The 25,482-nt window shown below is 67.0% G+C and carries 26 protein-coding genes; 16 read left to right on the top strand and 10 right to left on the bottom strand.

From position 1 onward, the window contains the following. Window positions 1–159 precede the first annotated feature (159 nt). From C1I89_RS20420 to C1I89_RS20370, 11 genes are all read left to right on the top strand, one after another. Window positions 160–1,383: a polyhydroxyalkanoate depolymerase gene (locus tag C1I89_RS20420; RefSeq protein ID WP_102774392.1), complete on the top strand. Its 1,224-nt coding sequence runs from the start codon at window positions 160–162 to the stop codon at window positions 1,381–1,383. A 52-nt stretch (window positions 1,384–1,435) separates the two neighbouring features. After that, entirely contained in the window at window positions 1,436–2,068 is a 633-nt protein-coding gene (gene rsxB / locus C1I89_RS20415) for an electron transport complex subunit RsxB (RefSeq protein WP_102774553.1), read from the top strand. Continuing rightward, window positions 2,065–2,700 carry an endonuclease III gene (nth, locus tag C1I89_RS20410; protein ID WP_102774391.1) on the top strand — a complete coding sequence of 212 codons (636 nt, stop codon included), beginning with the start codon at window positions 2,065–2,067 and terminating at the stop codon, window positions 2,698–2,700. The genes rsxB and nth overlap by 4 nt, the downstream gene beginning before the upstream one ends. A gap of 328 nt (window positions 2,701–3,028) precedes the next feature. Further along, window positions 3,029–3,802 carry an ABC transporter ATP-binding protein gene (locus C1I89_RS20405; RefSeq protein WP_102774390.1) on the top strand — a complete coding sequence of 258 codons (774 nt, stop codon included), beginning with the start codon at window positions 3,029–3,031 and terminating at the stop codon, window positions 3,800–3,802. Then, window positions 3,799–4,509: an ABC transporter ATP-binding protein gene (locus C1I89_RS20400; RefSeq protein ID WP_102774389.1), complete on the top strand. Its 711-nt coding sequence runs from the start codon at window positions 3,799–3,801 to the stop codon at window positions 4,507–4,509. The genes C1I89_RS20405 and C1I89_RS20400 overlap by 4 nt, the downstream gene beginning before the upstream one ends. A gap of 65 nt (window positions 4,510–4,574) precedes the next feature. After that, complete coding sequence (locus C1I89_RS20395; RefSeq protein ID WP_102774388.1) at window positions 4,575–5,789, top strand: ABC transporter substrate-binding protein; 1,215 nt, start codon at window positions 4,575–4,577, stop codon at window positions 5,787–5,789. Window positions 5,790–5,880: 91 nt separating this feature from the next. Continuing rightward, window positions 5,881–6,768 (top strand): branched-chain amino acid ABC transporter permease, encoded by an 888-nt coding sequence (locus C1I89_RS20390; protein WP_102774387.1) that lies wholly within the window; start codon window positions 5,881–5,883, stop codon window positions 6,766–6,768. Beyond that, window positions 6,765–7,748: a branched-chain amino acid ABC transporter permease gene (locus C1I89_RS20385; RefSeq protein WP_102774386.1), complete on the top strand. Its 984-nt coding sequence runs from the start codon at window positions 6,765–6,767 to the stop codon at window positions 7,746–7,748. Before C1I89_RS20390 ends, C1I89_RS20385 begins: the two co-directional genes overlap by 4 nt. A 121-nt stretch (window positions 7,749–7,869) precedes the next feature. After that, entirely contained in the window at window positions 7,870–8,895 is a 1,026-nt protein-coding gene (locus C1I89_RS20380) for an ABC transporter substrate-binding protein (protein WP_102774385.1), read from the top strand. A gap of 94 nt (window positions 8,896–8,989) precedes the next feature. After that, entirely contained in the window at window positions 8,990–9,835 is an 846-nt protein-coding gene (locus C1I89_RS20375) for a branched-chain amino acid aminotransferase (protein WP_102774384.1), read from the top strand. A 60-nt stretch (window positions 9,836–9,895) separates the two neighbouring features. Further along, window positions 9,896–12,049, top strand: coding sequence for a phosphocholine-specific phospholipase C (locus C1I89_RS20370; protein ID WP_102774383.1), 2,154 nt, complete (start codon window positions 9,896–9,898; stop codon window positions 12,047–12,049). A 39-nt stretch (window positions 12,050–12,088) separates the two neighbouring features. On the opposite strand, the gene C1I89_RS20365 is transcribed toward C1I89_RS20370, so the two are convergent. Continuing rightward, entirely contained in the window at window positions 12,089–12,721 is a 633-nt protein-coding gene (locus tag C1I89_RS20365; RefSeq protein WP_102774552.1) for a TetR/AcrR family transcriptional regulator, read from the bottom strand. A gap of 95 nt (window positions 12,722–12,816) precedes the next feature. Here C1I89_RS20365 and C1I89_RS20360 point away from each other — a divergent pair, with 95 nt between their 5' ends. Beyond that, the gene (locus C1I89_RS20360; RefSeq protein WP_102774382.1) at window positions 12,817–14,295 is read left to right on the top strand and encodes an MFS transporter; all 1,479 of its coding nucleotides are present in this window, start codon (window positions 12,817–12,819) and stop codon (window positions 14,293–14,295) included. A gap of 60 nt (window positions 14,296–14,355) precedes the next feature. Here the strand turns inward: C1I89_RS20360 and C1I89_RS20355 are convergent, their stop codons facing one another. The 7 genes from C1I89_RS20355 to C1I89_RS20325 all read right to left on the bottom strand — a co-directional run bounded on the left by C1I89_RS20355 (window position 14,356) and on the right by C1I89_RS20325 (window position 21,384). Further along, a complete protein-coding gene (locus C1I89_RS20355; protein ID WP_102774381.1) occupies window positions 14,356–15,117 on the bottom strand; it encodes an ABC transporter ATP-binding protein in 762 nt (253 codons plus the stop codon). After that, entirely contained in the window at window positions 15,117–16,952 is a 1,836-nt protein-coding gene (locus C1I89_RS20350; protein WP_102774380.1) for a branched-chain amino acid ABC transporter ATP-binding protein/permease, read from the bottom strand. The genes C1I89_RS20355 and C1I89_RS20350 overlap by 1 nt, the downstream gene beginning before the upstream one ends. Before the next feature lie 5 nt (window positions 16,953–16,957). Beyond that, complete coding sequence (locus C1I89_RS20345; RefSeq protein WP_102774379.1) at window positions 16,958–17,995, bottom strand: branched-chain amino acid ABC transporter permease; 1,038 nt, start codon at window positions 17,993–17,995, stop codon at window positions 16,958–16,960. A gap of 133 nt (window positions 17,996–18,128) precedes the next feature. After that, the gene (locus C1I89_RS20340; RefSeq protein ID WP_102774378.1) at window positions 18,129–19,292 is read right to left on the bottom strand and encodes an ABC transporter substrate-binding protein; all 1,164 of its coding nucleotides are present in this window, start codon (window positions 19,290–19,292) and stop codon (window positions 18,129–18,131) included. A 241-nt stretch (window positions 19,293–19,533) separates the two neighbouring features. Beyond that, complete coding sequence (locus tag C1I89_RS20335; protein WP_102774377.1) at window positions 19,534–20,088, bottom strand: biotin transporter BioY; 555 nt, start codon at window positions 20,086–20,088, stop codon at window positions 19,534–19,536. 25 nt (window positions 20,089–20,113) lie between these two features. Further along, window positions 20,114–20,710, bottom strand: a complete 597-nt coding sequence (locus C1I89_RS20330; RefSeq protein WP_102774376.1) for an energy-coupling factor transporter transmembrane component T family protein — start codon at window positions 20,708–20,710, stop codon at window positions 20,114–20,116. Further along, window positions 20,707–21,384 carry an energy-coupling factor ABC transporter ATP-binding protein gene (locus C1I89_RS20325; RefSeq protein WP_102774375.1) on the bottom strand — a complete coding sequence of 226 codons (678 nt, stop codon included), beginning with the start codon at window positions 21,382–21,384 and terminating at the stop codon, window positions 20,707–20,709. The genes C1I89_RS20330 and C1I89_RS20325 overlap by 4 nt, the downstream gene beginning before the upstream one ends. A gap of 52 nt (window positions 21,385–21,436) precedes the next feature. Here C1I89_RS20325 and msrB point away from each other — a divergent pair, with 52 nt between their 5' ends. The 4 genes from msrB to C1I89_RS20305 are packed head-to-tail and all read left to right on the top strand — an operon-like array spanning window position 21,437 to window position 23,533. Continuing rightward, the gene (gene msrB / locus C1I89_RS20320) at window positions 21,437–21,835 is read left to right on the top strand and encodes a peptide-methionine (R)-S-oxide reductase MsrB (RefSeq protein WP_102774374.1); all 399 of its coding nucleotides are present in this window, start codon (window positions 21,437–21,439) and stop codon (window positions 21,833–21,835) included. Then, complete coding sequence (locus tag C1I89_RS20315) at window positions 21,836–22,417, top strand: septation protein A (protein WP_102774373.1); 582 nt, start codon at window positions 21,836–21,838, stop codon at window positions 22,415–22,417. A gap of 53 nt (window positions 22,418–22,470) precedes the next feature. After that, a complete protein-coding gene (locus C1I89_RS20310) occupies window positions 22,471–22,740 on the top strand; it encodes a BolA family protein (protein WP_102774372.1) in 270 nt (89 codons plus the stop codon). A gap of 16 nt (window positions 22,741–22,756) precedes the next feature. Beyond that, window positions 22,757–23,533 (top strand): peptidylprolyl isomerase, encoded by a 777-nt coding sequence (locus C1I89_RS20305; protein WP_102774371.1) that lies wholly within the window; start codon window positions 22,757–22,759, stop codon window positions 23,531–23,533. 85 nt (window positions 23,534–23,618) lie between these two features. Here C1I89_RS20305 and C1I89_RS20300 read toward each other — a convergent pair whose 3' ends face one another. Both C1I89_RS20300 and C1I89_RS20295 read right to left on the bottom strand, forming a co-directional pair. Then, on the bottom strand, window positions 23,619–24,620 hold the full coding sequence (locus C1I89_RS20300; protein WP_258231487.1) for an alpha/beta fold hydrolase: 1,002 nt from the start codon (window positions 24,618–24,620) through the stop codon (window positions 23,619–23,621). Between the two features lie 9 nt (window positions 24,621–24,629). Further along, entirely contained in the window at window positions 24,630–25,472 is an 843-nt protein-coding gene (locus tag C1I89_RS20295; RefSeq protein ID WP_246842512.1) for a TauD/TfdA dioxygenase family protein, read from the bottom strand. Window positions 25,473–25,482 lie beyond the last annotated feature (10 nt).

Genomic DNA, 25,482 nt, shown 5'->3' with positions numbered 1-25,482 from the left:
GTCCCCGCACGGCCCTACACTGGTGCATAACCGCTATTGGGTCGTTTTTTAGCAACATATTTGCTTTTTTTGTCGGTGTTTCTTCAGGCTATCTGGAAATATCGTTAATCCCCGGGGCAATAATCGGGGCACACGCACGACCCAGAAGGACCTTTTCAAATGCTGTATCAATTGCACGAAATGCAGCGCGCCTTCCTGACTCCGTTTGCTGCATTTACGGACGCCGGCTCTCAACTGTTTTCCAGCCCATACAGCCCTCTCGCCTACACCCCGATTTCCCGCCAGATGGCGGCCGGGTACGAGCTGATGACCCGGATCGGCAAGGAATACCAGAAACCGGCCTGGAACCTGCCCACCACCGAGATCGACGGCAAGACCGTCCGCGTCACCGAATCCGTGGCGATGGACAAGCCGTTCTGCCGCCTGGTGCACTTCCACCGCGACGTCCGCCACGCGCGCCCGGACGATCCGACCATCCTGCTGGTGGCCCCGCTCTCGGGCCACCACGCCACGCTGCTGCGCGACACCGTGCGCGCCCTGCTGCCGGCCCATGACATCTACGTCACCGACTGGATCGACGCCCGCATGGTGCCGCTGTCGGCAGGCCCGTTCCACCTGAACGACTATGTGCGCTACGTGCAGGACTTCATCCGCCACCTGGGCCCGGACGTGCACGTCATGTCCGTGTGCCAGCCCACGGTGCCGGTGCTGGCCGCCGTTTCGCTGATGGCCTCGGCCAACGACCCCTGCCAGCCGCGCAGCATGGTGATGATGGGCGGTCCCATCGACCCGCGCCAGTCGCCCACGCAGGTCAACCGCCTGGCCACCACCAAGCCTTACTCGTGGTTCGAGAACCAGGTCATCCATCCGGTGCCGCCGCGCTATCCGGGCGCCGGCCGCAAGGTCTACCCCGGCTTCCTGCAGCACGCGGGCTTCATGGCCATGAACCCGGACCGCCACATGAAGTCGCACTACGACTTCTACCTGGACCTGCTGCGCGGCGACGACAGCGACGCCGAGGCGCACCGCCGCTTCTACGACGAATACAACGCCGTGCTGGACATGCCGGCCGAGTTCTACCTGGACACGATCCGCATGGTGTTCCAGGAATTCCAGCTGCCCAACGGCACCTGGGAGGTCGACGGCAAGCCGGTGCGCCCCGCCGACATCAAGAAGGTCGCGCTCTTCACCATCGAGGGCGAACTGGACGACATTTCCGGCCAGGGCCAGACGCGCGCCGCCATCAAGCTGTGCAAGAACATCCCGGCCGAGCGCAAGATGCATTACACCGCGCCGAACTGCGGCCACTACGGGATTTTCTCGGGCCGCCGCTGGCGCGAAATGATCTGTCCTAAAATCGCCGAATTCATCCGGCAATCGTGATTGCAGGATGAATCCGACCTCAGTCGGATTCATCCCGCGTCCTTTCTTCCTCATGTCCTGTTGTTCCCTTGCAGACCGCATCGATGCCTTGCTGCCTCAGACGCAATGCACCAAATGCGGCTACGACGGCTGTCGGCCGTATGCCGAGGCCATCGCCGACGGCGCCGCCCCGATCAACCGCTGCCCGCCGGGCGGCGATGAAGGCATCGCCGCGCTGGCCGGCCTGCTCGGCGTGCCCGTGCTGCCGCTGGACGCGACGCGCGGCGAGCCCGGCCCCCTGCTGGTGGCCCGCATCGACGAAGCCCACTGCATAGGCTGTACGCTGTGCATCCAGGCCTGTCCGGTCGACGCCATCGTGGGCGCCAACAAGCAGATGCACACCGTGCTTGCCGACTGGTGCACCGGCTGCGACCTGTGCGTGGCGCCCTGTCCTGTAGACTGCATCGAAATGACGCCGGCCGGCCGGCCGTGGAGCGCAGAGGACGCCGCGCTCGGGCGCGAACGCCATCGCCGCCATCTGGCGCGCATGGCGCGCCTGGCCGCCGACAACGCGCGCCTGATGGCGCCCGAGGTCCCTGAAACGCCCGCCTCCGCCCCCGCCGACGCCGGCAACGAGGAGCGCAAGCGTTCCGCCATCGAATCCGCGCTGGCACGCGCCCGCGCCCGCCGCAACGCCACGCCATGAACGCCGCCAAACGCCAGGAAATCTTCGCGCGCCTGCAGGCCGCCAATCCCCACCCGACCACCGAGCTGGAATACGAGACGCCGTTCCAGCTGCTGATCGCCGTGCTGCTGTCGGCGCAGGCCACCGACAAGTCGGTCAACATCGCGACGCGCAAGTTCTTCCCCGAGCACGGCACGCCCGAAGGCGTGCTGGCGCTGGGCGAGGAAGGCCTGGCGGACTACATCAAGACCATCGGGCTCTACCGCACCAAGGCCAAGAACGCCATCGCCACCTGCAGAATCCTGCTGGAGCAGCACGGCGGCGAAGTGCCGCAGACGCGCGAGGCGCTCGAAGCCTTGCCCGGCGTGGGCCGCAAGACCGCCAACGTGGTGCTCAACACCGCGTTCGGCCAGCCCACGATGGCCGTGGACACGCACATCTTCCGCGTCTCCAACCGCACCGGCATCGCGCCCGGCAAGAACGTGCTGGAAGTCGAGCGCAAACTCGAAAAATTCGTGCCGCGCGAATACATGCAGGACGCGCACCATTGGCTGATTCTGCTGGGCCGCTACGTGTGCGTGGCGCGCAAGCCCAAATGCCCCCAGTGCGGCATTTCCGACCTCTGCGAATTCAAGCAGAAGACCCCGGCCTGAGCGGCGCGCGCCGCCGCGAAACCGGGTTTTCCCTCGTTCAGAAGAATGTGACGCGTTGACGTTCGTCAATGCGTATTTGCTGCAATGCATTTCCCTTGCAGCACTGTCATCTCCCTCTGCTGCGCATGCATTGTCGGCCTGCCGACAATTGCCCTTTCCGCACTGCAAAACCTATGACAAACCCTCATGGAATTTTGATAAATAGGTGCGCATACTCGCCGGCAACTCACCGGAAAACTGCGCTACATCGGCAGTCTTCCGACCCTGCGGGGACCCGCCGCGATAACGGCGGGTGCAGACCAATAAATACAACGCTGGTGCAGCGAACATGGACGACACGATCCTGGAGACAAAAGGCCTCACGAAGGAATTCCGCGGTTTCGTCGCGGTCAATGGGGTCGATTTGCGTATCAAGCGCGGCGAGATTCATGCCTTGATCGGGCCTAACGGCGCGGGCAAGACCACATGCTTCAACCTGCTCACCAAGTTCCTGGCTCCCACGTCGGGAACCATCAAGTTCAACGGTATCGACATCACCGGCGAACGCCCCGCGCAGATCGCGCGCCGCGGCATCATCCGTTCGTTCCAGATCTCGGCGGTGTTTCCCCACCTCACCGTGCTGGAAAACGTGCGTATCGGATTGCAGCGCAAGACCGGTCTGTCTTTTCATTTCTGGAAAAGCGACAAGCAGCTGGCCTCGCTGAACGAGCCGGCGCGCGCGCTGCTCGAACAGGTCGACCTCGCCGCCTTCGCCGACGAGACCACCGTGAACCTGCCGTACGGCCGCAAGCGCGCGCTCGAGATCGCCACCACGCTGGCGATGGAACCCGAGCTGATGCTGCTGGACGAACCGACGCAGGGCATGGGCCACGAGGACGTGGACCGCGTCACCCAGCTGATCAAGCGGGTCAGCGCCGGCCGCACCATACTCATGGTGGAGCACAACATGAACGTCGTGTCCTCCATCGCCGACACCATCACCGTGCTGGCGCGCGGCTCCGTACTGGCGGAAGGATCCTACGCCGAAGTCTCCCGCCATCCGGCAGTGATGCAGGCCTACATGGGCACCACCGAGGGCGAACTTCAAGGAGCACACGCATGAGCACCCCGGCACTGGAAATTTCGGGCCTGCAGGCCTGGTACGGGGAATCGCATATCCTGCACGGCGTGGATATGCGCGTCGGACAGGGCGAAGTGGTCACGCTGCTGGGACGCAACGGCGCCGGCCGCACCACCACGCTGCGCGCCATCCTGGGCCTGACCGGCTCGCGCAAGGGCTCGGTGCGCATCCACGGCACCGAGGCCATCGACCTGCCGACCTACAAGATCGCCCATCTCGGCGTCGGCTACTGCCCCGAGGAACGCGGCATCTTCGCCAGCCTGTCGTGCGAAGAGAACCTGCTGCTGCCTCCGGTGGTCGGTTCGCTGGGCGGCGGCATGTCGCTAGCCGAAATCTACGACATGTTCCCCAACCTCCAGGAACGCCGCAACTCGCCCGGCACCCGGCTGTCGGGGGGCGAACAGCAGATGCTGGCGGTCGCGCGCATCCTGCGCACCGGCGCCAACCTGCTGCTGCTCGACGAGATCTCCGAAGGCCTCGCGCCCGTCATCGTGCAGGCGCTGGCGCGCATGATCACGGCGCTCAAGCAGCGCGGCTACACCATCGTCATGGTGGAACAGAACTTCCGCTTCGCAGCGCCGCTGGCCGACCGCTTCTACGTCATGGAGCACGGCCAGATCGTCGAACACTTCGAAGCCACCGAACTTTCAGAAAAACAGGACACGCTCAACGAACTGCTGGGCGTGTAAGCACACCTGTCATCCGCCGGACCCCCGGCAACACTACACCGTAGGAAAAAAAGAGGAGTCATCCCATGAAGCTGCACACCATCACTGCTGCACTGGCCATGGCTGGCCTGGGATTTGCCGGGGCTACCGTCCACGCGCAGGGTATCTCCGACGATGTCATCCGCGTCGGCTTCATCACTGACATGTCCGGCGTGTATTCGGACATCGACGGCAAGGCCGGCCTGGAGGCCGTGCGCATGGCGATCGAAGACGCCGGCGGCGCCATCAACGGCAAGAAGATCGAAGTCGTGTCGGCCGACCACCAGAACAAGGCCGACGTGGCCTCGGCGCGCGTGCGCGAATGGTTCGACGAGCAGAAGGTGGACGTCATCATCGCCGGCACCAACTCGTCGACCAGCCTGGCCATGGCCGGCGTGGCCGCCGAAAAGAAAAAGCCCTTCATGGCCATCGGCGCGGGCGCCTCGGACCTGACCAACGCCCAGTGCTCGCCCTACACCGTGCACTATGCCTACGACACCGTGGCGCTGGCGCGCGGCACCGGTTCGGCCGTGGTGAAGGACGGCGGCAAGAGCTGGTTCTTCCTGACCGCCGACTACGCCTTCGGCCATGCGCTCGAACGCGACACGATTGCCGTGGTCAAGGCCGCCGGCGGCGAGGTCAAGGGCCAGGTACGCGCGCCGCTGGGCGCGTCGGACTTCTCGTCCTTCCTGCTGCAGGCGCAGGCCTCCAAGGCGCAGATCCTGGGCCTGGCCAATGCCGGCGGCGACACCATCAACTCGATCAAGGCCGCCAACGAATTCGGCGTGACCAAGACCATGAAGATGGCCGGCCTGCTGGTCTTCATCAACGACGTGCACGCGCTGGGCCTGCAGGCCACGCAGGGCATGTACCTGACCGACGGCTGGTACTGGGATCAATCCGACGCCTCGCGCGCCTGGTCCAAGAAGTTCGAGGCCAAGGTCGGCCGCAAGCCTTCCATGCTGCAGGCCGGCGACTACTCCGCGCTCAGCTTCTACCTGAACGCGGTCAAGGCCACCGGCACCGACGACGGCGACGCCGTCATGAAGTGGATGAAGTCGAACAAGGTCAACGACTTCTTCGCCCAGGGCGGCTATGTGCGCGAAGACGGCCGCATGATCCACGACATGTACCTGATGCAGGTCAAGACCCCGGCCGAATCCAAGGGTCCGTGGGACTACTACAAGGTCGTGGCGACGCTGCCGGGCGACGAGGTCTACACCAAGCTGTCCGAGTCCACCTGCAAGCTGGTCAAGAAGTAAACCGGCTCCCGTGTCCCGATGCTGCCCGGCCACCCGCCGGGCAGTTTCCCGAATCGCCCGCCTCTATCCGTAAGCGCAGGATTTTTACAAGATGACTGACATTTTCGGCATCCCCATACAGGCCTTGTTCGGCCAGTTGTTGCTAGGCCTGGTCAACGGCTCCTTCTACGCCATGCTTTCGCTCGGGCTGGCGGTCATTTTCGGGCTGCTGAACGTCATCAACTTCGCGCACGGCGCGCTCTACATGCTGGGCGCGTTCGTCGCCTGGATGGGCCTGTCCTACTTCGGCCTGAACTACTGGATCATGCTGGTCCTGGCGCCGCTGATCGTGGGCGCGTTCGGGATCATCATCGAGAAGCTGCTGCTCAAGCACCTGTACAAGCTCGACCACCTCTACGGGCTGCTGCTGACCTTCGGGCTGACGCTGCTCATCGAGGGCCTGTTCCGCAGCTTCTACGGGGTGTCGGGCCAGCCCTATCCCACGCCCGACGCGCTGCGCGGCGCGACCAACCTGGGCTTCATGATCCTGCCGAACTACCGCGGCTGGGTCGTGGCGGCCTCGGTCGTGGTGTGCCTGGCCACCTGGTTCGTGATCGAACGCACCCGCCTGGGCGCGCTGCTGCGCGCCGGCACCGAGAATCCCAAGCTGGTCGAGTCCTTCGGCGTGAACGTGCCGCGCATGATCACGCTGACCTACGGCTTCGGCGTGGCGCTGGCGGGCTTCGCCGGCGTGCTGGCCGCGCCGGTCCTGCAGATTTCCCCGCTGATGGGCTCCAACCTCATCATCGTCGTGTTCGCGGTCGTCGTGATCGGAGGCATGGGGTCCATCCTGGGCGCCATCGTCACCGGGCTGGGCCTGGGCGTCATAGAAGGCCTGACCAAGGTGTTCTGGCCCGAAGCCTCCAGCACGGTCGTCTTCATCATCATGGCCATTGTTCTGTTGATCCGCCCGGCCGGGCTGTTCGGAAAAGAGAAATGAATCGTCAATTCCTGGGCTATGCGGCAGTGGCCATCGTGGTGGCCATTCTTCCCTTCGTCGGGGTGTATCCGATCTTCGCCATGAAGGTCATGTGCTACGCCCTCTTCGCCTGCGCGTTCAACCTGCTGCTGGGCTTCACCGGGCTGCTGTCCTTCGGCCACGCCGCCTTCCTGGGCAGCGCGGCCTACGCCGCCGGACACGCGCTGAAGGTGTGGGGCTTTCCCACCGAGATCGGCCTGCTGTTCGGCGTGGCCGTCGCGGCGCTGCTGGGCCTGGCCATGGGCGCGCTGGCGATCCGCCGCAGCGGCATCTACTTCGCCATGATCACGCTGGCGCTGGCGCAGATGGTGTTCTTCTTCTTCCTGCAGGCGCACTTCACCGGCGGCGAAGACGGCCTGCAGGGCGTGCCGCGCGGCACCCTGCTGGGGCTGGTGGACCTGTCCGAAGACCTGAACCTGTACTACGTGGTGATGGGCGTGTTCGCGCTGGGCTTCTTCATCATCTGGCGCACCGTGCACTCGCCGTTCGGCCAGGTGCTGCAGGCCCTGCGCGAGAACGAGCCGCGCGCGGTCTCGCTCGGCTACGACGTCGACCGCTTCAAGCTGCTGGCCTTCGTGCTGTCGGCCGCCATCGCCGGACTGGCCGGCGCCACCAAGACCCTGGTGTTCGTGTCCGCCACGCTGTCCGACGCCACCTGGCAGATGTCGGGCCTGGTGATCCTGATGACGCTGATCGGCGGCCTGGGCACCCTGACCGGCCCCGTGCTGGGCGCCTTCATCGTGGTGCTGCTCGAGAACAAGGTGGGCGACTTCGGCCAGATGCTGGCGCGCGCCACCGGCATGGACTGGTTCCTGCGCCTGGGCGAATCGGTCACCATCGTGATCGGCCTGATCTTCGTGATCTGCGTGCTGGCGTTCCGCCGCGGCATCGTGGGCGAGATCGGCGCCTTCATGCAGCGCCGGCGCGCCGCCCGCGCCTGACACGCCAGACCGGTGATTGCCGCAAGGGGCCGCGACAGCGGCCCCTTCGTCGTTCGGGCCGCGGCGGCCCCGCCGGTGGTGCGCCTTACAATGGCACAAACCACTCGACAGGTGCCTGACCATGCGCAACTTGCACGTCGCCTCCGCCCTTTTCGCCGTGGCGTTGGCCGCGGCCGTTCCCCCGGCCGCCAGCGCGGCCCAGCCCGCGCCCGCCACGCCCGTCTGTGAAGTCGACCGTCCCGTGCGCTTCAGCGGCCTGAACTGGGAATCCAACCTGGTGCTGGCCGGCATCGAACGCTATGTGCTGGAGCACGGCTACGGCTGCAAGACCCAGGTGGAAATCGGCGAGACCCTGCCCATGCTGGCCGCGCTGCAGCGCGGCGACGTGGACGTCACGCCCGAAGTCTGGCCGGGGCAGATCGAAGGCGCATGGAAAAAGGCGCTGGCCAGCGGGCGCGTGCTCGGCGTGGGCCACGTGTACGACGCCGGCGAGGGCTGGTACGTGCCGCGCTACACCGTGGAGCGCCATCCCGACCTGAAGTCGGCTTCCGATCTGGCTCGCTTCAAGCAGGTCTTCGCCGATCCCGAGGACCCGGGCCGCGGCCGCATCTACGGCTGCCCGGCGGGCTGGGCCTGCGGCACGCTCAACGGCAACCTGCTGCGCGCCCTCGGCCTGGAAAAGGATTACTCGCTGTTCGCGCCCGGCTCGGGCGCCGCGCAGAAAGCCGCCATCGTCTCGGCCTACAAGCGCAAGCGCGACATCGTCTTCTACTACTGGACCCCGACCTCGCTGGTCGGCGCGCTGGACCTGGTCAAGCTGGAGCTGCCGCCCTTCGACCAGGAGGCCTATACCTGCATGACCGATCCCAAGTGCGAACACCCCGTGGCCACGGAATTCAAGCCCAACCCGGTGGTCACCGGCCTGAACGCCGAGTTCGCGCGGCAGGCGCCGCAGCTGGCCGCCTTCTTCGCCAGGCTGGCCGTGCCGGACGACGCCATCGACGCCACCCTGGGCTGGCTCGAAAACGAAGGCAAGGAACCCGAAGACGCCGCCCGCTACTTCCTCAAGCAGTACGGCGCCGTCTGGCGGCAGTGGATGCCGGCCGACGCGGCCGCCCGCGTGGAGGCGGCGCTGGCGCGGGAATGAGGCGCACGGCCCGGGCTCATGTATCCTGACGTTTCGGCGGGGCCGCCCTCGACGCGGCCCACACGCCACCCCATACGAACGAAGGAAGACAACCATGGACGCCCTGTACTGGCACGACGGTCGCTGGACCACTGAAAACCCCAAACTGCTCGGCCCCGCCGACCACGCCTTCTGGATGGCCAGCATGGTCTTCGACGGCGCGCGCGCCTTTCGCGGCCTGACGCCCGACCTGGACCTGCACTGCCAGCGCGTGGTGCGCTCGGCCGAGAAAATGCTGATGAAGCCGCAGCTCGGCTGGGAAGAGATCCAGTCGCTGTGCCTGCAGGCCGTGGCCAAGTTCCCCGAGGGCACCGAGCTCTACATCAAGCCGATGTTCTATTGCGCCGACGGTTTCCTGCTGCCCGACGCCGACAAGACGCAGTTCGTGCTGCACGTATTCAAGGTGCCCATGCCCGGCGACCAGGGCTTTTCGGCCTGCTTCTCCAGCTACGCGCGCTCCTGGCCCAATATGGCGCCCACCGACGCCAAGGCCTCTTGCCTCTACCCGAACGGCCAGCGCGCCATCCGCGAGGCCGCCGAGAAAGGCTTCGACAACGCCATCATGCTCGACGGCGCGGGCAACATCGCCGAGTTCGCCACCAGCAACCTGTGGATCGCCAAGGACGGCGTGGTGTCCACGCCGGTCGACAACGGCACCTTCCTCAACGGCATCACGCGCCGCCGCGTGCTGGCCCTGCTCCAGGCCGACGGCGTCGAGGTCCAGGAACGTAGCCTGACCCGCGCCGACATCGAGCAAGCCGACGAAGTGTTCTCGTCCGGCAACTACGGCAAGGTGGTGCACGTCAACCGCGTCGAAGACCGCAAGCTGGAATACGGCCCCATGGCCCGCCGCGCGCACAAGCTGTACATGGACTACGCGGAAAGCACGCGCGCCAGATAGGTCGCCCTCTCCCCCAAAGCTGCCCGCCCCGAGCGGGCAGCGTCGTTCTCAGGAGTCCTCATGCAGACCCGACGTGATTTTCTCCGCAGCGGCGCCTCGCTGGCCGGCGCCGGCAGCGCGCTGGCCCTGCTGCCCGCCTCCATCCGCCGCGCGCTCGCGATTCCGGCCGCGCGCCGCACGGGCACGATCCGCGACGTGGAGCACATCGTGATCTTCATGCAGGAGAACCGCTCGTTCGACCATTACTTCGGCGCCCTGGCCGGTGTGCGCGGGTTCGGCGACCGCTTCCCCGCACCGGCGCCCGACAGCCCCGACGCGCGCCACCGCACCGTCTGGGCGCAATACAACGACAGGCCCGAGGAAGGCGCGCCGCGCACCGTGCTGCCGTTTCACCTGGATACCCGCGAGGCCTTCGAGACCATGCGCGTGGCCAGCACGCCGCATACCTGGTCCAACGCCCAGGACGCCTGGGACGCCGGCCGCATGGGCAACTGGCCGGCGGCCAAGAAAAACCATTCGATGGCGTACTTCACGGAGGACGACATGCCCTTCCAGTACGCCATGGCGCGCGCCTTCACCGTGTGCGACGCCTATCACTGCTCGTTCACCGGCGGCACCAACACCAACCGGCTGTTCCTGTGGACCGGCACCAACGACGGCCTGGGACGCGGCAACGGCCCGGCGCTGGGCAATCTCTACAACAAGCTGTCGGGCGGCGATCCGGCCGGCGGCTACACCTGGACCACCTATCCCGAACGGCTGGAGGCCGCCGGCGTCAGCTGGCGCATCTACCAGGACATGGCGGACAACTATTCGCTCAACCCCATGGCCGGCTTCAAGGCCTACCGCGACGCCTACCACGGCGCGCCCGGCTCTCAGCCCGCGCTGAAAGAGAAGGCGCTGACCACCCGCGGCCTGGACCTGCTGCGCCAGGACGTGCTGGACGGCAGGCTGCCGCAGGTGTCGTGGATCTGCGCGACCAAGGCCGGCTCGGAGCATCCCAGCCCGTCCAGCCCGGCGCAGGGCGCGGACTACACCGCCCGCGTGCTGGACGCGCTGACGGCCAACCCGGAGGTCTGGAGCAAGACCGTCCTGCTGCTGATGTTCGACGAGAACGACGGCTTCTTCGACCATGCGCCGCCGCCCGCGCCGCCCTCGCGCGATGCCGCCGGCGCGCTGGCCGGCGCGTCCACGGTCGATACGAAGGGCGAATACCACGAGATCGTCACCGGCCTCGAAAAGGACGACACGGCGGCGCATCTGCATGGGGTGTACGGGCTGGGGCCGCGCGTGCCCATGTACGTGCTGTCGCCCTGGACCAAGGGCGGCTGGGTCAATTCGCAGGTGTTCGACCACACCTCCGTGCTGCGCTTCGTCGAGCAGCGGTTCGGCGTGGCCGAGCCCAATATTTCGCCGTGGCGGCGCGCGGTCTGCGGCGACTTGACTTCGATTTTCGACTTCGCCGCGCCCGACGACGCCGACCTGCTGCGCGGCCTGCCGCCCACGGCCGAGCGCGCCGGACTGGCCCGCGCGCTGCCGCAGACCGTCGTCCCGGCGGCTCCGCTGCGCCCCGACGTGGCCCGGCAGCCGGCCGGCACGCGCCCGTCGCGCCCCCTGCCCTATGCGCTGCAGGTCCACGCGCAGGCGCGGGACGGACGCATCGCGCTGCGCTTCGAGAACACCGGCCGGGCCGGCGCCGTGTTCCATGTGTACGACCGCCTCGACCTGCAACGCGGTCCGCGCCGCTATACCGTCGAGGCCGGCAAGTCCCTGCAGGACGCATGGCCGGCCTGGGTCGACGGCGCCCGCTACGACCTGTGGGTGCTCGGCCCCAACGGATTCCACCGGCATTGCTGCGGACGCCTGGACACGGCGGCCCAGCCGCCGCTGGAGGTCACGGCCGATCACGCAGGGCCGGGCGCGCCGCTGCGCCTGACCGTGAGCAACCCCGGCCCGCAAACCCGCGCGTTCCGCGTGGAGGCCAACGCCTACGGTTATCCGGCGCAGGCCGCCACGGCGCTGGCCGCGGGCGAGGCCATCAGCCTGTCCTGGGACATGGCGCGCAGCGCGGGCTGGTACGACGTGACGGTGCGCGACGAAAGCGATCCGGCCTACGTCCGACGGCTGGCCGGGCGCATCGAAACCGGCGCGCCCTCCACCTCCGATCCCGCGATGGGCGGCGAGCCGGTATTGCGCTGGACGCCGGCGGCATGAAGTGTCCGTCGTCAGGTTTTTCCTGCAACGCCGCCGCGATCACTGGCTATCGACGAGCCTGCTGCGCTTGACCATCGCCAGAATGGTTTCCGTCAACTCGTCCCGCGCCTGCGCTTCACTGAGGTCTCCGGCCACCGCCGCCTGAGACAGCGCCTCCGCCGCGCCCAACATCGCCCACAGGCTTGCCGGCGACACGCTCCGCGGCCCGGCAAAGGGTTCAAGGATTTTCTGGCACTTCTCGATGAACGCCTGCTGGTACTGGCGCTTGACTGCCGCCAGTTCCGGCGAGCCGCTGAGGGCGGCCAGCACCTCCGGAATTTCACGGCCCTGGGTCAGCACGCAATCGACGTAGCTGCCGGCGATGACGCTGGCCTTGTCCTTCAACGTGGGCTTGCTGGCGGCGATGGCCGCGTCGATCACGGCCGTCTGACGCACATCGAAATCCTGGTAGAGCGCTGCCAGCAGTCCATTGCGGGTGCCGAAGTGGTCATAGACAACGGGCTTGGTGACACCCGCAACATCGGCCAGCCGTCCCAGGGTCAAGGCATCCGTGCCTTCGGCCCGGATCAACTGCCATGAAACATCGAGAAGCTGGCGCAGCCGCTCGTCCCTGGACAGACGGCGACGGGGGGAGTCCTTGGAGGGGGCAGGTTTTTTCAGGGGGCTTGACATCGCTATATACCAAAGGTAACTTACCATCCGTAAGTTACTTTCAGTATATTGGATCGCGGCCCGGCAGGCAACCGGGTGGCGTCCACAACCGGACCATGACCATGACCTCCAATACGCTTTCACTTCCACAGCCCGCCAGCCGCAAGGCATGGATGGGGCTTTTGACCGTTCTCGCCCTGGTGTTGCTGGTGGCGATGGACGGCTCCGTCCTGTACCTCGCCATGCCGCGCATGACGGCCGCCATCTTGCCGACGGCGGACCAGGCGCTGTGGATTCTGGACATTTACGGCTTTGTTGTCGGCTCTCTGCTCATCGCCTTCGGCAACATCGGCGACCGCTATGGACGGTTGAAGCTGATGATGACGGGGGCCGTGATCTTCGGGCTGGGATCTCTGGGCGCGGCGCACTCCACGACGCCCGCCAGCATGATCGGCTTTCGCGCGCTGATGGGACTGGGCGGCGCCACGCTGCTGCCGTCGGGGCTGGCCATCGTCAGCGCCTTGTTCCCCGACCCACGGCAGCGGGCGCAGGCCATCGGAATCTTTGCGGCCACATTCGCGGCGGGATTTGCCATCGGGCCGATCATCGGCGGGCTGCTGCTGCAACGCTTCGACTGGGGCGTGGTGTTCCTGATCAACGTGCCGGTGGTGCTGGCCTTCCTGCTGGTCGCGCCAGCGCTGCTGCGCGAAGTGCGCACCACCACCTCCGGCCGCATTGACGTGCCGAGCCTGTTGCTGTCCTTCGCAGGAATCCTGCTGTTCACCTACTCGATCAAGAGCGCGGCGGCCGCGGGCTTTACACCGGTGCAGTCCGTCGCAGGAATCGCGGGGCTGCTTGCCCTGGCGGCCTTCCTGGGCCGACAGACGAAGATCGCTTTTCCGCTGCTGGACCTGAGCTTGTTCAAGGACAGGATTTTCTCGATCGCCATCCTGACCGGGCTGTTGTCGCTGGTGGTCTGGTCGGCGGCAGGCTATCTGTCTGGCATCTATCTGCAGTCGGTGCTGGGCCATGAGGTCTTCACGGCGGCGCTGATGGCCTTGCCGGGCGCGGTGGTGCTTACGGCCACCTGCGTGGGAACCAGCCGCATCGTCGAGCGCATCGGGCGCAAGGCCGCCTTGGTGGGCACGCATTTCCTGAATGGCCTGGGCGTGTTCCTGCTGCTGTTCACCACGACCGAGGCCGGAGTCATCGCGTTCGTGGCTTCGACGGTGATTGCGGGTGTGGGCTATGGCCTGTCGTTCAGCCTCGTCGCCGAAATCGCCGTGTCGGCGGTGCCGAGCGAGCGCGCCGGGGCGGCAGGCTCCATCGCGGAAACCAGCAACGAGATCGGCAATGCCTTGGGCATCACCTTGCTGGGTTCATTGGCGGCGCTGGTGTTCCGGCTGTCCGGCCCGGGCGTGGCGGGAACATTGAACGAGACCTTGGGCCATCCCGGGATCACAGAAGCTGCCGCGATGCAGGCCAGGGAAGCCTTCCTCTCGGGGCTGCATCTGGCAGTCGGCGTGGGGGGCCTGCTGATGCTGCTGGTCGGACTGGCGGCCTGGGTGTGGTTGCCGCGCAAACTGCCGCAATAGAAGATAAACGCCGGGCTGGGCCCGGCGCTTTCGTGAGCGACAGGACGAGAACGGAAAGCGTCAGCCTTCCTCGCCGCCCTTGCCCAGGCCCAGGTAGCTCTCGATGACCTTGGGGTCTCCGGCCAGCTCGCGCGCCGGACCGTGCAGGATGACTTCGCCGGTTTCCAGCACGTAGCCGTAGTCGGCCACCTGCAGCGCCGCGCGCGCGTTCTGCTCGACCAGCAGGATGGCCACGCCGGTTTCGCGCAGGCGCGCGATGATGTGGAAGATCTCGCGCACGATGCGCGGGGCCAGGCCCAGGCTGGGCTCGTCGAGCATCAGCAGATTGGGCTTGGCCATCAGCGCGCGGCCCACCGCCAGCATCTGGCGTTCGCCGCCGGACAGCGTGCCGGCCTGCTGCGTGCGCCGCTCGCGCAGCCGCGGGAACAGGTCGAAGACCTCGTTCAAGGTATCGCGCCAGCCGCTTTCGCGGCTGCGGTAGCGGCGAAAGCCGCCCAGCAGCAGGTTGTCTTCCACCGACATGGTGCCGAACAGCTCGCGGCGCTCGGGCACCAGCGACATGCCGGCGGCCACGCGGCGCTCGACCTGCCAGCCCGACACGTCGGCGCCGGCGTACTGCACCGCGCCGGCCGCATGGCCGGTGTGGGGCAGCGAGCCCATGATGGCGTTGAGCATGGTGGACTTGCCGGCGCCGTTGGCGCCGATCACCGTGACGATGCTGCCGGCCGGCACCGTGAGCGAGGCGCCCACCAGCGCGCCAACCTTGCCGTAGCGGGCCGACAGCTGGCTGACTTCGAGGACGGGGGATTGCGTCGCGCTCATCACACGCCTCCTGCCGACACGGGCTTGGCCTGGTCCGACTCGGGCAGGTCGTCGTCGATCCCGCCCAGGTAGGCTTCCAGCACCGCAGGGTTCTTTTGCACGTCGGCCGGCACGCCTTCGGCCAGCTTGGTGCCGAAATCCATCACCACGAGGTGGTTGGTCAGGCGCATCACAAAATCCATATCGTGTTCGACGAGCAGAATGCTCATTCCCTCGGCGCGCAGCTGCTCCAGCACGCGGGCCAGGTCTTGCTTTTCCTTGTAGCGCAGGCCGGCGGCGGGTTCGTCCAGCAGCAGCAGCACCGGATCGGCGGCCAGGGCGCGCGCGATTTCCAGGATGCGTTGCTGGCCCAGCGCCAGGTTGCCCGCCTGCTCGTACAGGTATTCGCCCAGGCCGACGCGCTTGAGCTGTTCGGCGGCCTCGTGCAGCAGCTGGGCTTCGCGCGCGCGGTCCGAATGCAGCGCGCCGGCCAGCACGCCCACGTCGGAGCGCAGGTGCGCGCCCAGCGCCACGTTTTCCAGCACCGTCATGCCCGGCAGCAGCTGCACGTGCTGGAAGGTCCGGCCCACGCCCAGCTTGGCGATCTCGCGCGCCGAGCGGTTGTCGATGCGCTGGCCCATGAACGTGACCTTGCCGCGCGTGACCGGCAGCACGCCGCTGATCAGGTTGAACGTGGTGCTCTTGCCGGCGCCGTTCGGGCCGATCAGGCCCATGATCTCGCCGGAGCTGACCTTGAACGAAATATCGTTGACCGCGACCAGGCCGCCGAACTCCTTGCGGATGGCGTCGACTTCCAGCACCACCTGCCCGGCCTGCGGGCGCACCCGCGTCGGCAGGGCCGGCGCCTGCGCCGGCGGCGCCAGGTTGCGGCGCGAACCGTCGGCGCCGGTGAGGCTGTCCCACCAGCCGGCCAGGATCGGCCACAGGCCGTTGCGCGCGTACTGCAGCATCAGGATCAGCAGCACGCCGAAGACGATCATCTCGAAGTTGGCGTTGGTGTCCAGCAGCTTGGGCAGGAGGTTCTGCAGCTGGTCCTTCAGCACCAGGATGACGCTGGAGCCCAGCAGCGCGCCCCAGACGTAGCCCGCGCCGCCGACCACGGCCATGAACAGGTATTCGATGCCGTAGTTGATGCCGAAGGGGCTGGGACTGACCGCGCGCTGCATGTGGGCGTAGAGCCAGCCCGACACGCAGGCCAGCAGCGCGGCCCAGACGAAGATCACGACCTTGTAGGCGGCGGTGTTGACGCCCATGGACTCGGCCATGCCGGCCCCGCTCTTGAGCGCGCGGATGGCGCGGCCCGGGCGCGAGTTCAGCAGGTTGCGGGTAGCCCACAACGCCAGCAGCACGAATATCCAGATCAGGTAATAGATATGGCGGCCGCTGGCCAGCGAGATGCCAAAAATGCTGATGGGCTCGATGCCGGCGATGCCGTCATGCTTGCCCAGCCAGTCGATGTTGCCGAACAGGAAATACAGCGACAGGCCCCAGGCGATGGTGCCCAGCGGCAGGTAGTGGCCCGACAGGCGCAGCGTGATGGCGCCCAGCAGATAGGCGACCACGGCGGTCAGGATCAGCCCGGCCGGCAGCGCCAGCCACGGCGACAGCTCGTACTGCGTGGTCAGGTAGGCGGTGGTGTAGGCGCCCAGGCCCACGAACGCCGCCTGGCCGAACGAAGTCAGGCCGCCGACGCCGGTCAGCAGCACCAGCCCCAGCACCACCAGGCTGGCCAGCCCGATGTAGTTCAGTTGCGTGACCCAGAATTCGGGCGTGGCCGACACCAGCGGCAGGCCCGCCAGAACGACGATGAAAACGGCAAGCAGGATACGGTTCATGACGCTTATTCCTCTTCGTCCGCGTGATGGGTGCTGAACGAACGCCAGACCAGAACCGGGATAATCAGGGTGAAGACGATCACTTCCTTGTAGGCGCTGGCCCAGAAGGAAGAGAAGGATTCCAGCACGCCCACCAGCAGCGAGCCCGCGGCCGCCACCGGATAGCTGGCGAGGCCGCCGATGATGGCGCCCACGAAGCCCTTCAGGCCGATCAGGAAGCCCGTGTCGTAATAGACGGTGGTGATGGGCGCGATCAGCATGCCGGACATGGCGCCGATGGCCACGGCCAGCGTGAAGGTCAGGCTGCCGGACATGGTGGTGCTGATGCCGACCAGGCGGGCGCCGCGGCGGTTGACCGCCGTGGCGCGCAGCGCGCGGCCGTAGAGCGTCTTGCCGAAGAACAGCCACAGTCCCACGATCAGGATCGCGCAGGTCGCGACCACGAACAGGCTTTGCGCGGACCACGTGGCGAAGCCCAGGTCGACCTGCCCGCTGACGAAGGCCGGGGTGCGCCAGCCTTCGGCGCCGAAGAACACCAGCGCCAGGCCGGTCAGCGCGAAGTGCACGGCCACGGAAACGATCAGCAGCACCAGCACGGTGGCTTCGGCCAGCGGCTGATAGACGATGCGGTAGACCATCGGGCCCATCGGGATCACCAGCAGCAGCGTCAGCAGCATGTTCAGCCACAGCGAGTTGCCGGCGGCGGTGTAGGTCAGCGTCAGCCAAAGCAGCGCCAGCGGCAGGACCACGCAGGTCGCCACGGTCCTGGGCAGGCCGGCGGCGCTGCGGGTGCGCAGCGCGCGCAGCAGTTCGAGCACCAGGCAGACGGCGCCCAGCAGGGGCAGCAGGTACGCGGTGCCGGGCACCTTGCCGTCGACCAGCATGGCCAGGGTCAGGGCGCCGAACGCCACGAACTCGCCCTGGGGTATGAAAATGACGCGCGTGACGGCGAAGACCAGCACCAGGGCCATGCCCAGCAGGGCATAGATGGCGCCGTTGACCACTCCGTCTTGCAGCAGGATCAGCGCAATTGAGGAATCCATCTAACAACTACCTTTGGGTTCTGGGCGTTCCGCGGCATCCGGGACGCCGATACGACACACCGGCCGGAAAGGCCGGTGTGTGGCATTGCGCGGGGGCCGCGGGCGGCCCCCGTGGATCGGGCGATCCAGGGATTTACAGATCGGGCTGGTACACCCACTTGCCGCCCTGCACCTTGACGATGACGCGCGAACGCTCGTCAAAGCCGGCGTGGTCGGTCGGCGACATGTTGAACACGCCCTGCGAGGCGGCCAGGTCCTTCACGCCTTCCAGCGCGTCGCGCATGGCGGCGCGGAACTCCGGCGTGCCCGGCTTGGCGCCCGACTTCAGGGCCGTCGGCAGGGCCGCCACCACCAGCTGGCCGGCGTCCCACATGTGGCCGCCGAAGGTGTTGGTGGAACCGGCGCCGTTGGCCTTCTCGTAGGCTTCGACGTAGGCCAGGGCCGACTTCTTGACCGGGTTGCTGTCCGGCAGCTGCGCCGCCACCAGCAGCGGGCCGGCCGGCAGCAGCATGCCGTCGCAGTCCTTGCCGCAGACGCGCAGCACGTCGTTGTTGGCCGCGCCGTGGGTCTGATAGATGGTGCCGCCGTAGTTGCGGGCCTTCAGTTCTTTTTGCGGCAGCGCCGAGGGCGTGCCGGCGCCGGCGATCAGGATGGCGTCGGGCTTGGCGCTGACCAGCTTGAGCACCTGGCCGGTGACGCTGGTGTCGGTGCGGCCGTATTTCTCGATGGCGACGATCTCGATGCCCTTGGCCTTGGCGGCCTTCTGCATCACGTCCAGCCAGCCGTCGCCGTAGGCGTCGGCAAAGCCGATGAAGCCCAGGGTCTTGACCTTGGACTTGGCCATCGCGTCGGCCAGGGCGCCGGCCATCAGCGCGTCGTTCTGCGGGGTCTTGAAGACCCAGCGGCGCTTCTCGTCCACGGGCTCGACGATCTTGGCGCTGGCGGCCACGCTGATCATCGGGACCTTGGCTTCGGCGGCCACGTCGACCATGGCCAGCGAGCCCGGCGTGACCGAGGTGCCGATCAGCACGTCGACCTTGTCGTCGGAAGCCAGCTTGCGCGAGTTCTTGACGGCTTGCGTCGTGTCGGTGGCGTCGTCGAGGACGATCCACTCGATCTTCTGGCCGGCCACTTCCTTGGGCAAGAGCGCCACGGTGTTGCGCTCGGGGATGCCCAGCGACGCGGCCGGGCCGGTGCTGGCGACCGTCACGCCTACCTTGACCTGCGCGCTCGCCAGCAGCGGCAGCGTCAGGGCGAGAGCGGCAGCCGCCGCGGACAAGCCGAAGTGCTTGCGCATATTTTTGTCTCCTGTGGTGGCTTGCGAGCGCCTCGGTCGAGGCTGGTGCGAGCCTAGTTAAAGTTATACAGAAAAAAATATTATAGGGTTAAAACAGTATCAGATGACTACGCGCAAATCCGGTAAATCCCTGATGTGCTACAAGAAGCGCTTTCAGCAAACGCATTCGTTAATGGCGAACTTGTACTAGAAAAGCCCGCGGCGCGTCAGTTGGGGGATTCCCTTGGACCATGCCCGGGCTTCAGCGCTCCAGCATCGGCCAGAGCCGCTCCACCCGCCAGGCCACCCAGCCGGCCACCAGCGCCTTGGCCACGTCGCCCGGCAGGAACACCGCCACGGCCAGCGCCGCCTTGGCCAGTTCCATCTTGGCCACCACCGCCAGCCACGGCACGCCGAACGCATACACCACCAGAATGCCGCCGACCACGCAGGCCAGCACGTAGGCCGCCGCCTGCGCGGCGCCGCGGGCTCGCGCGGCCAGGCGCCAGGCCAGCCAGCCGGTCACGCAGGCGCCGGCCACCAGGCCCACCAGGAAGCCGCCGGTCGGCCCGAAGAACGCGCCCAGCCCGCCGCGCCCGCCCGGCAGCACCGGCAGGCCGATGGCCGCCAGCGCCAGATACAGCAGGCACGCCAGCGCGCCGCGCAACGGCCCCAGCATCGCGCCGGCCAGCATCGCGCCCAGCGTCTGCAAGGTGATCGGCACCGGAATGGCCGGCAGCGGGATGGGCGGGATCAGGCTGAGGACGACGATCAGCGCCGCGAACAGCGCGATCAGCACGGTGTTGCTGGATTTCATGGTGGTTCCTTGCTGGTGGATAAGGTCAGGCGCTGCGCGCGTCGATGGCCTCGGCGACTTCCTGGGCCCGTTTCAGGGTCAGCACGATCAGCGGCACGATCAGCGCGACAGGGTTGGCGCCCAGGCCGCGCGCGGCCTGGGCTTCGCGGATTTCCTGGAAATTGCGCCAGATCTCGGGCACGAAGCGCAAGGCCAGCGCCAGCGCCAGCGCGACCTTGCCGGCGTCGACCAGTCCGACGCGCTGCAGCGGCATCAATGCTTTTTCGCAGACGGCGATCAGGTCCGACGTGCGCGTCGCCAGCGTGACGGCCAGCGCCAGGCCCACCAGCGCGCCCACGCGCAGCAGCACCGCCAGCGCCGCCTCCCCGCCCTGGAACCACGCGGTGAAGCCGCCCACCGCCGCGAGCACCCAGACCAGCCCCCGCACCTGCCGCCAGACCGCAGCCGCCGCCACGCCGGTGGACCAGACCAGCACGGCCGCCGCCAGGCAGGCCAGCGCCAGCCAGCGCGGATCGCGCAGCAGGAACAGCCCCGCCCCCGCAAGCACCAGCGCCGCCAGCTTGAACCCGGCCGGCAGCCGGTGCAGCGCGGTGGCGCCGGGCACGTACAGCGGCTCCATCATGCGCAGTGCTCCCGATACCAGCGCAGCGCGGCGGCCGGCGCGTCGTCGGCCGCGATATTGCCGTCGCGCACGACCAGCACCCGGTCGAAATCCTCCAGCAACTCCAGATCGTGGCTGACCACGATGGCGTCGTGCGGCAGCGCGCCGATGGCGTCGCGCACCCGGTTGCGGTTGCGCAGGTCCAGCTGGGTGGTGGGCTCGTCGAACACGATCAGGGCCGGCTCCATGACCAGCACCGCCGCCAGCGCCACCAGCTGGCGCTCGCCGCCGGACAGGGTGTGGCTGGTCCGGTCGGCCAGGTGCCCCACGCCCAGGCTGTCCAGCTGGGCCTCGATGCGGGCCTCGCGCTGGCGCCGGTCCGGCGCCAGCTGCTTCAGACCGAAGGCCAGGTCCTCGCGCACGATGGGGAATACGATCTGATTCTCGGGATTCTGGAACACGAACCCGACCTGCCGGCGCACCGCTTTCAGGTCGTGGCGGGTGTCCAGCCCGCCCACCCGCACGCTGCCCGCCGAGGGCAGCACCAGCCCGTTGACCAGTCGCGCCAGCGTGCTCTTGCCGGCGCCGTTGGGGCCGACGATGCCGATGCGGCGTTCGGCCAGCGTCGCGCTCACCCCGCGCAGCACTTCGGCCCGGGGCGTGGAAACAACCGCCTGGTCAAACTCGATTAACATGGGGCGGGATTATGCCCGAACCATTTCGGGCATCGGGACTCCAAGAGCTCATATGGACAAAGTACGCAAATCCGACGCCGAATGGCGCGCCCAGCTTTCCCCGGAAGAATACGTCGTCACCCGTGAAAAGGGTACCGAACGCGCGTTCACGGGGCGTTACTGGAATACGTTCACGCACGGCATCTACCGCTGCGTGGGCTGTGGCACGCCGCTGTTCGCGTCCGACACCAAATTCGACGCCGGCTGTGGCTGGCCCAGCTACTTCCAGCCGCTGGATCCGGCAAACGTGCGCGAAGAGCGCGACACCAGCCACGGCATGGTGCGCACCGAAGTGCTGTGCAACGTCTGCGACTCGCACCTGGGCCACGTCTTTCCCGACGGCCCCGAGCCCACCGGCCTGCGCTATTGCATCAATTCCCTGTCAATGACGTTCGAACCCGTAGACGACTGAATGAAGAAGTTCCTGTTCGACCTGTTTCCGCTGTTCCTTTTCTTCATCGCCTACCGGTACACGGACATCTTCATCGCCACCGGCGTGGCCATGGCCGCCGCGGTCGTCCAGATTGTCTGGCTCAAGGCCACCGGCCGCGCCACCGAGGCCATGCACTGGATCAACCTCACGGTCATCCTGGTGTTCGGCGGCGCCACGATCTGGCTGCACAGCGACGTCTTCATCAAATGGAAGCCCACGGTGCTGTACTGGCTGTTCGGCGGCGCGCTGCTGTTTGCGCGCCTGTTCTTCGGCCGCAACCTGATCCGCCGCCTGATGGAAAAGCAGATCCAGCTGCCCGACGCGGCCTGGGAGCGGCTGAACCTGGTGTGGGCCGCCTTCTTCCTGATCGCCGGCGCGCTCAATCTCTACGTGGCGTTTTCCGGCCAGTTCACGGAGTCGCAGTGGGTCAGCTTCAAGGCCTTCGGCCTGATGGGCCTGATGGTGGTCTTCGTGATCGGGCAGTCGATCTGGCTGGGCAAGCACATCCAGTCCGACGAACAGACGCCCTCCGGCCCCGACTCTCCGGCCGGCAAGCCCTGAACCGCCCTGCTCCGTCCGGCGCCCCGCGCGCCGGCGTCCATTCTTCCTCAGCCATGTCAGACACCACCGACCGCATCGCCCTGATCCGGGAACGGCTCGCCGTCCTGGAACCCGCCAGCCTGGAAATTATCGACGACTCCCATTTGCACGCCGGACACGAAGGCAGTAAAAACGGCGCCGGCCACTATCGCGTGATCATCGTAGCGCCTTGCTTCGCGGGGCTCTCGCCGGTCGCGCGGCATCGGCTGGTGTATCATCATTTGCAAGATTTGATCCCTTATCCGATTCATGCGCTTGCGCTAGATGCCCAGGCTCCCAAATAGAAAGCAAAGGATATTCATGAAACGCATCGTCATGCTGGCTGCGGCCTGCGTCATCGCCGTGCCGGCTATTGCCCAGAACGTGGCCACCGTCAATGGCAAGGCCATTTCGCAAAAGAGCCTGGATCAATTCGTCAAGCTGCTGGTCAGCCAGGGCGCGACCGATTCGCCGCAACTGCGCGAACAGGTCAAGCAGGAAATGATCAACCGCCAGATCTTCGTGCAGGCCGCCGAATCCAGCGGCATCGCCAAGCAGGCCGACGTCCAGACCGAGATCGAACTGGCCCGCCAGGGCATCCTGGTCCGCGCCCTGATGGCCGACTACCTGGCCAAGCATCCGGTCTCGGAAGCCAAGGTCAACGCCGAATACGAGAAGATCAAGAAGGAACAGGCCGGCAAGATGGAATACAAGGTCCGTCACATCCTCGTCGAAGACGAGAAGACGGCCAATGACCTGCTGGCCCAGATCAAGAGCAACAAGAGCAAGTTCAACGACCTGGCCAAGAAGAACTCCAAGGACCCCGGCAGCGCCGAAAAGGGCGGCGACCTGGGTTGGGCGCCCCCGACCAACTACGTCCAGCCGTTCGCGCAGGCCGTGACCCAGCTGAAGAAGGGCGAACTGGTCGACAAGCCGGTGCAGACCCAGTTCGGCTGGCACATCATCATGGTCGACGACACCCGCCCGGTGGAATTCCCGCCGCTGGACCAGGTGCGCACCCAACTGGAAGAAATGCTGCGCCAGCAAACCCTGGCCGACTACCAGAAGGAACTGCGCGAAAAGGCCAAGATCCAGTAGGATGGGTGGAGCGCGAGAGATTCTGCGCAAGAACTCGACCGCTCAACGCGCGTAACCCATCAGCCGGCGAAAGCCGGCTTTTTCTTTACAGCGAAGAACTCGTCATCGCCCGCACGAGGGGCGCGCGCCATATCTCGCCCTCCAGCACCGGCGAAGCGTGGCCGTATCGTCCGTCTACGCTGATCTGCACGACGTGGGCCGGATATGGCTCATGGCCCGCAACGCCCGGCGGAAACAGCGCGTCCGACCGGCAGCGCAGCCAATATACGGGCGTGACCGCATCGCGCAGCGCCGGGCGGGCATCATAGCGGCAGGCCGATGCCCTGAGAACCGCCATGGACCAGGGCGAAAAACGCGCCGCCCAGGCCGCGGCTTCGCCGTGGATGCGCTGCTCCATGCCAGACTCCCCCATATCGCGCAGCCATTGGGCATAGCCGTAGCGACGCAGGGTGGCGCAGCGCAGTTCGACCCATTCGTTCCACGCCTGCGGGTCGCCGGCATCCAGGGCGGCGGCAACCCGGCGCAGGCGCTGCACGTCCGCTTCGCTACCGCCGCCGCGCGGCGCCGACGCCATCGCGATCGCCCGGCCGACCGGCAAGGGCGGTCGCACCGCCCACTGGAACGCCTGGTACCCGCCATAGGAGTACCCGACCACGGCGTCCAGTCGCTCCACTCCCATCGCCCGCAGCCACATGCCCTGCAGGCGCACGCCGTCGGCGATCGAGATGTCGGGGAATTCGCGCGCCGTGCTCCCCTCGGGGCCGCTGCTGCCGAAGCAGGAGCCCAGCGCATTCGGCGCCAGCACGCAGATGTGACGCGTATCCAGCGCGTTGCCGGGTCCCAGCCACGCGGCGGCCCAGCCCGCGTCGGGATGCTGCGCCTGCCCGCCCGGCGCGCGCAGGGCCTGCTGGCTGCCGGATATGCCATGCAGCAACAGCACCACGGCGCGCGCCCGATCCGGCGGCGGGCCGAAGCGCGACCAGGCCAGCCTGACCGCAGCCAGGCTGGCGCCGCCGTCCAGCGGCAAGCCGGGAAATCGGGTTGTGCCGGCCTCGACCATCGGGGACTGCGGCGCATACTCCGGCACCGGGCGCTCCTAGAAGGGACGCTCGCCCATGACGGTCGTGCGGTAGATCGTGCGTCGCATGCTGGGAGGAAGCTGGCGCGTCGTCGCCTTGTGCATGACGCAGCGGTTGTCCCACATCACCACGTCGCCCGGCTCCCACTGCAGGGCGTACTGGTATTGTTCCTGCGTGCTGTGCGCGAACAGCCTGTCCAGCAATTCCTGGCTCTCGGCCTCGCCCCAGCCCGCCACCTCTGCGGTCATGCCAGGATGCACGAACAGCGCCTTGCGTCCCGTCTCGGGATGGGTGCGCACGATGGGATGCTCCACGTCCGGGGTCTGCGCCAGTTGGCCTGCGTCCATGGCGACGCGGGTTCCCTCGTCGGCCTTGGTGTTCCTGCGCCGGTAGCGGTGTATCGCCCGCAACCCGGCCAGCCGGGACTTCGTCGCCTCGTCCAGTTCCTCGTAGGCCCGGTACATATTGACGAACAGGGTATTGCCGCCTTCGGGCGGGATCACCTGGGCATTGAGGATGGTGGCCTTGGCCGGACACTCCCGGAAGGCGAAGTCCGAATGCCAATAGGAACCGCCGTCGGCGATCCCGGCCGGCACCCCGTTTTTCACTTCGTTGGACAGCACGAAGATCTCGGGATAGTCGGGATGGTTGTACTGGGCCAGCACGTGGATATCCAGTTCGCCCAGCCGGCGGCTGAATCGCAGCTGGCCTTCGGGCGAGAGGCGCTGGTCTTTGAAGACCAGCAACTGGTGGCGCAGGAACAGCGCGTTGACGGCCTCGAAGCCGCCGGCGTCCAGCGTTTCCAGGTCCACGCCCCGCACTTCGGCGCCGATCAAGTCGCTAAGAGGGTTTGCTTGCATGATGAAACTC

The sequence above is a fragment of the Achromobacter pulmonis genome (assembly GCF_002885955.2).
Classification (GTDB): domain Bacteria; phylum Pseudomonadota; class Gammaproteobacteria; order Burkholderiales; family Burkholderiaceae_B; genus Achromobacter; species Achromobacter pulmonis_A.
This window is presented reverse-complemented; position numbering and strand designations above follow the sequence as displayed.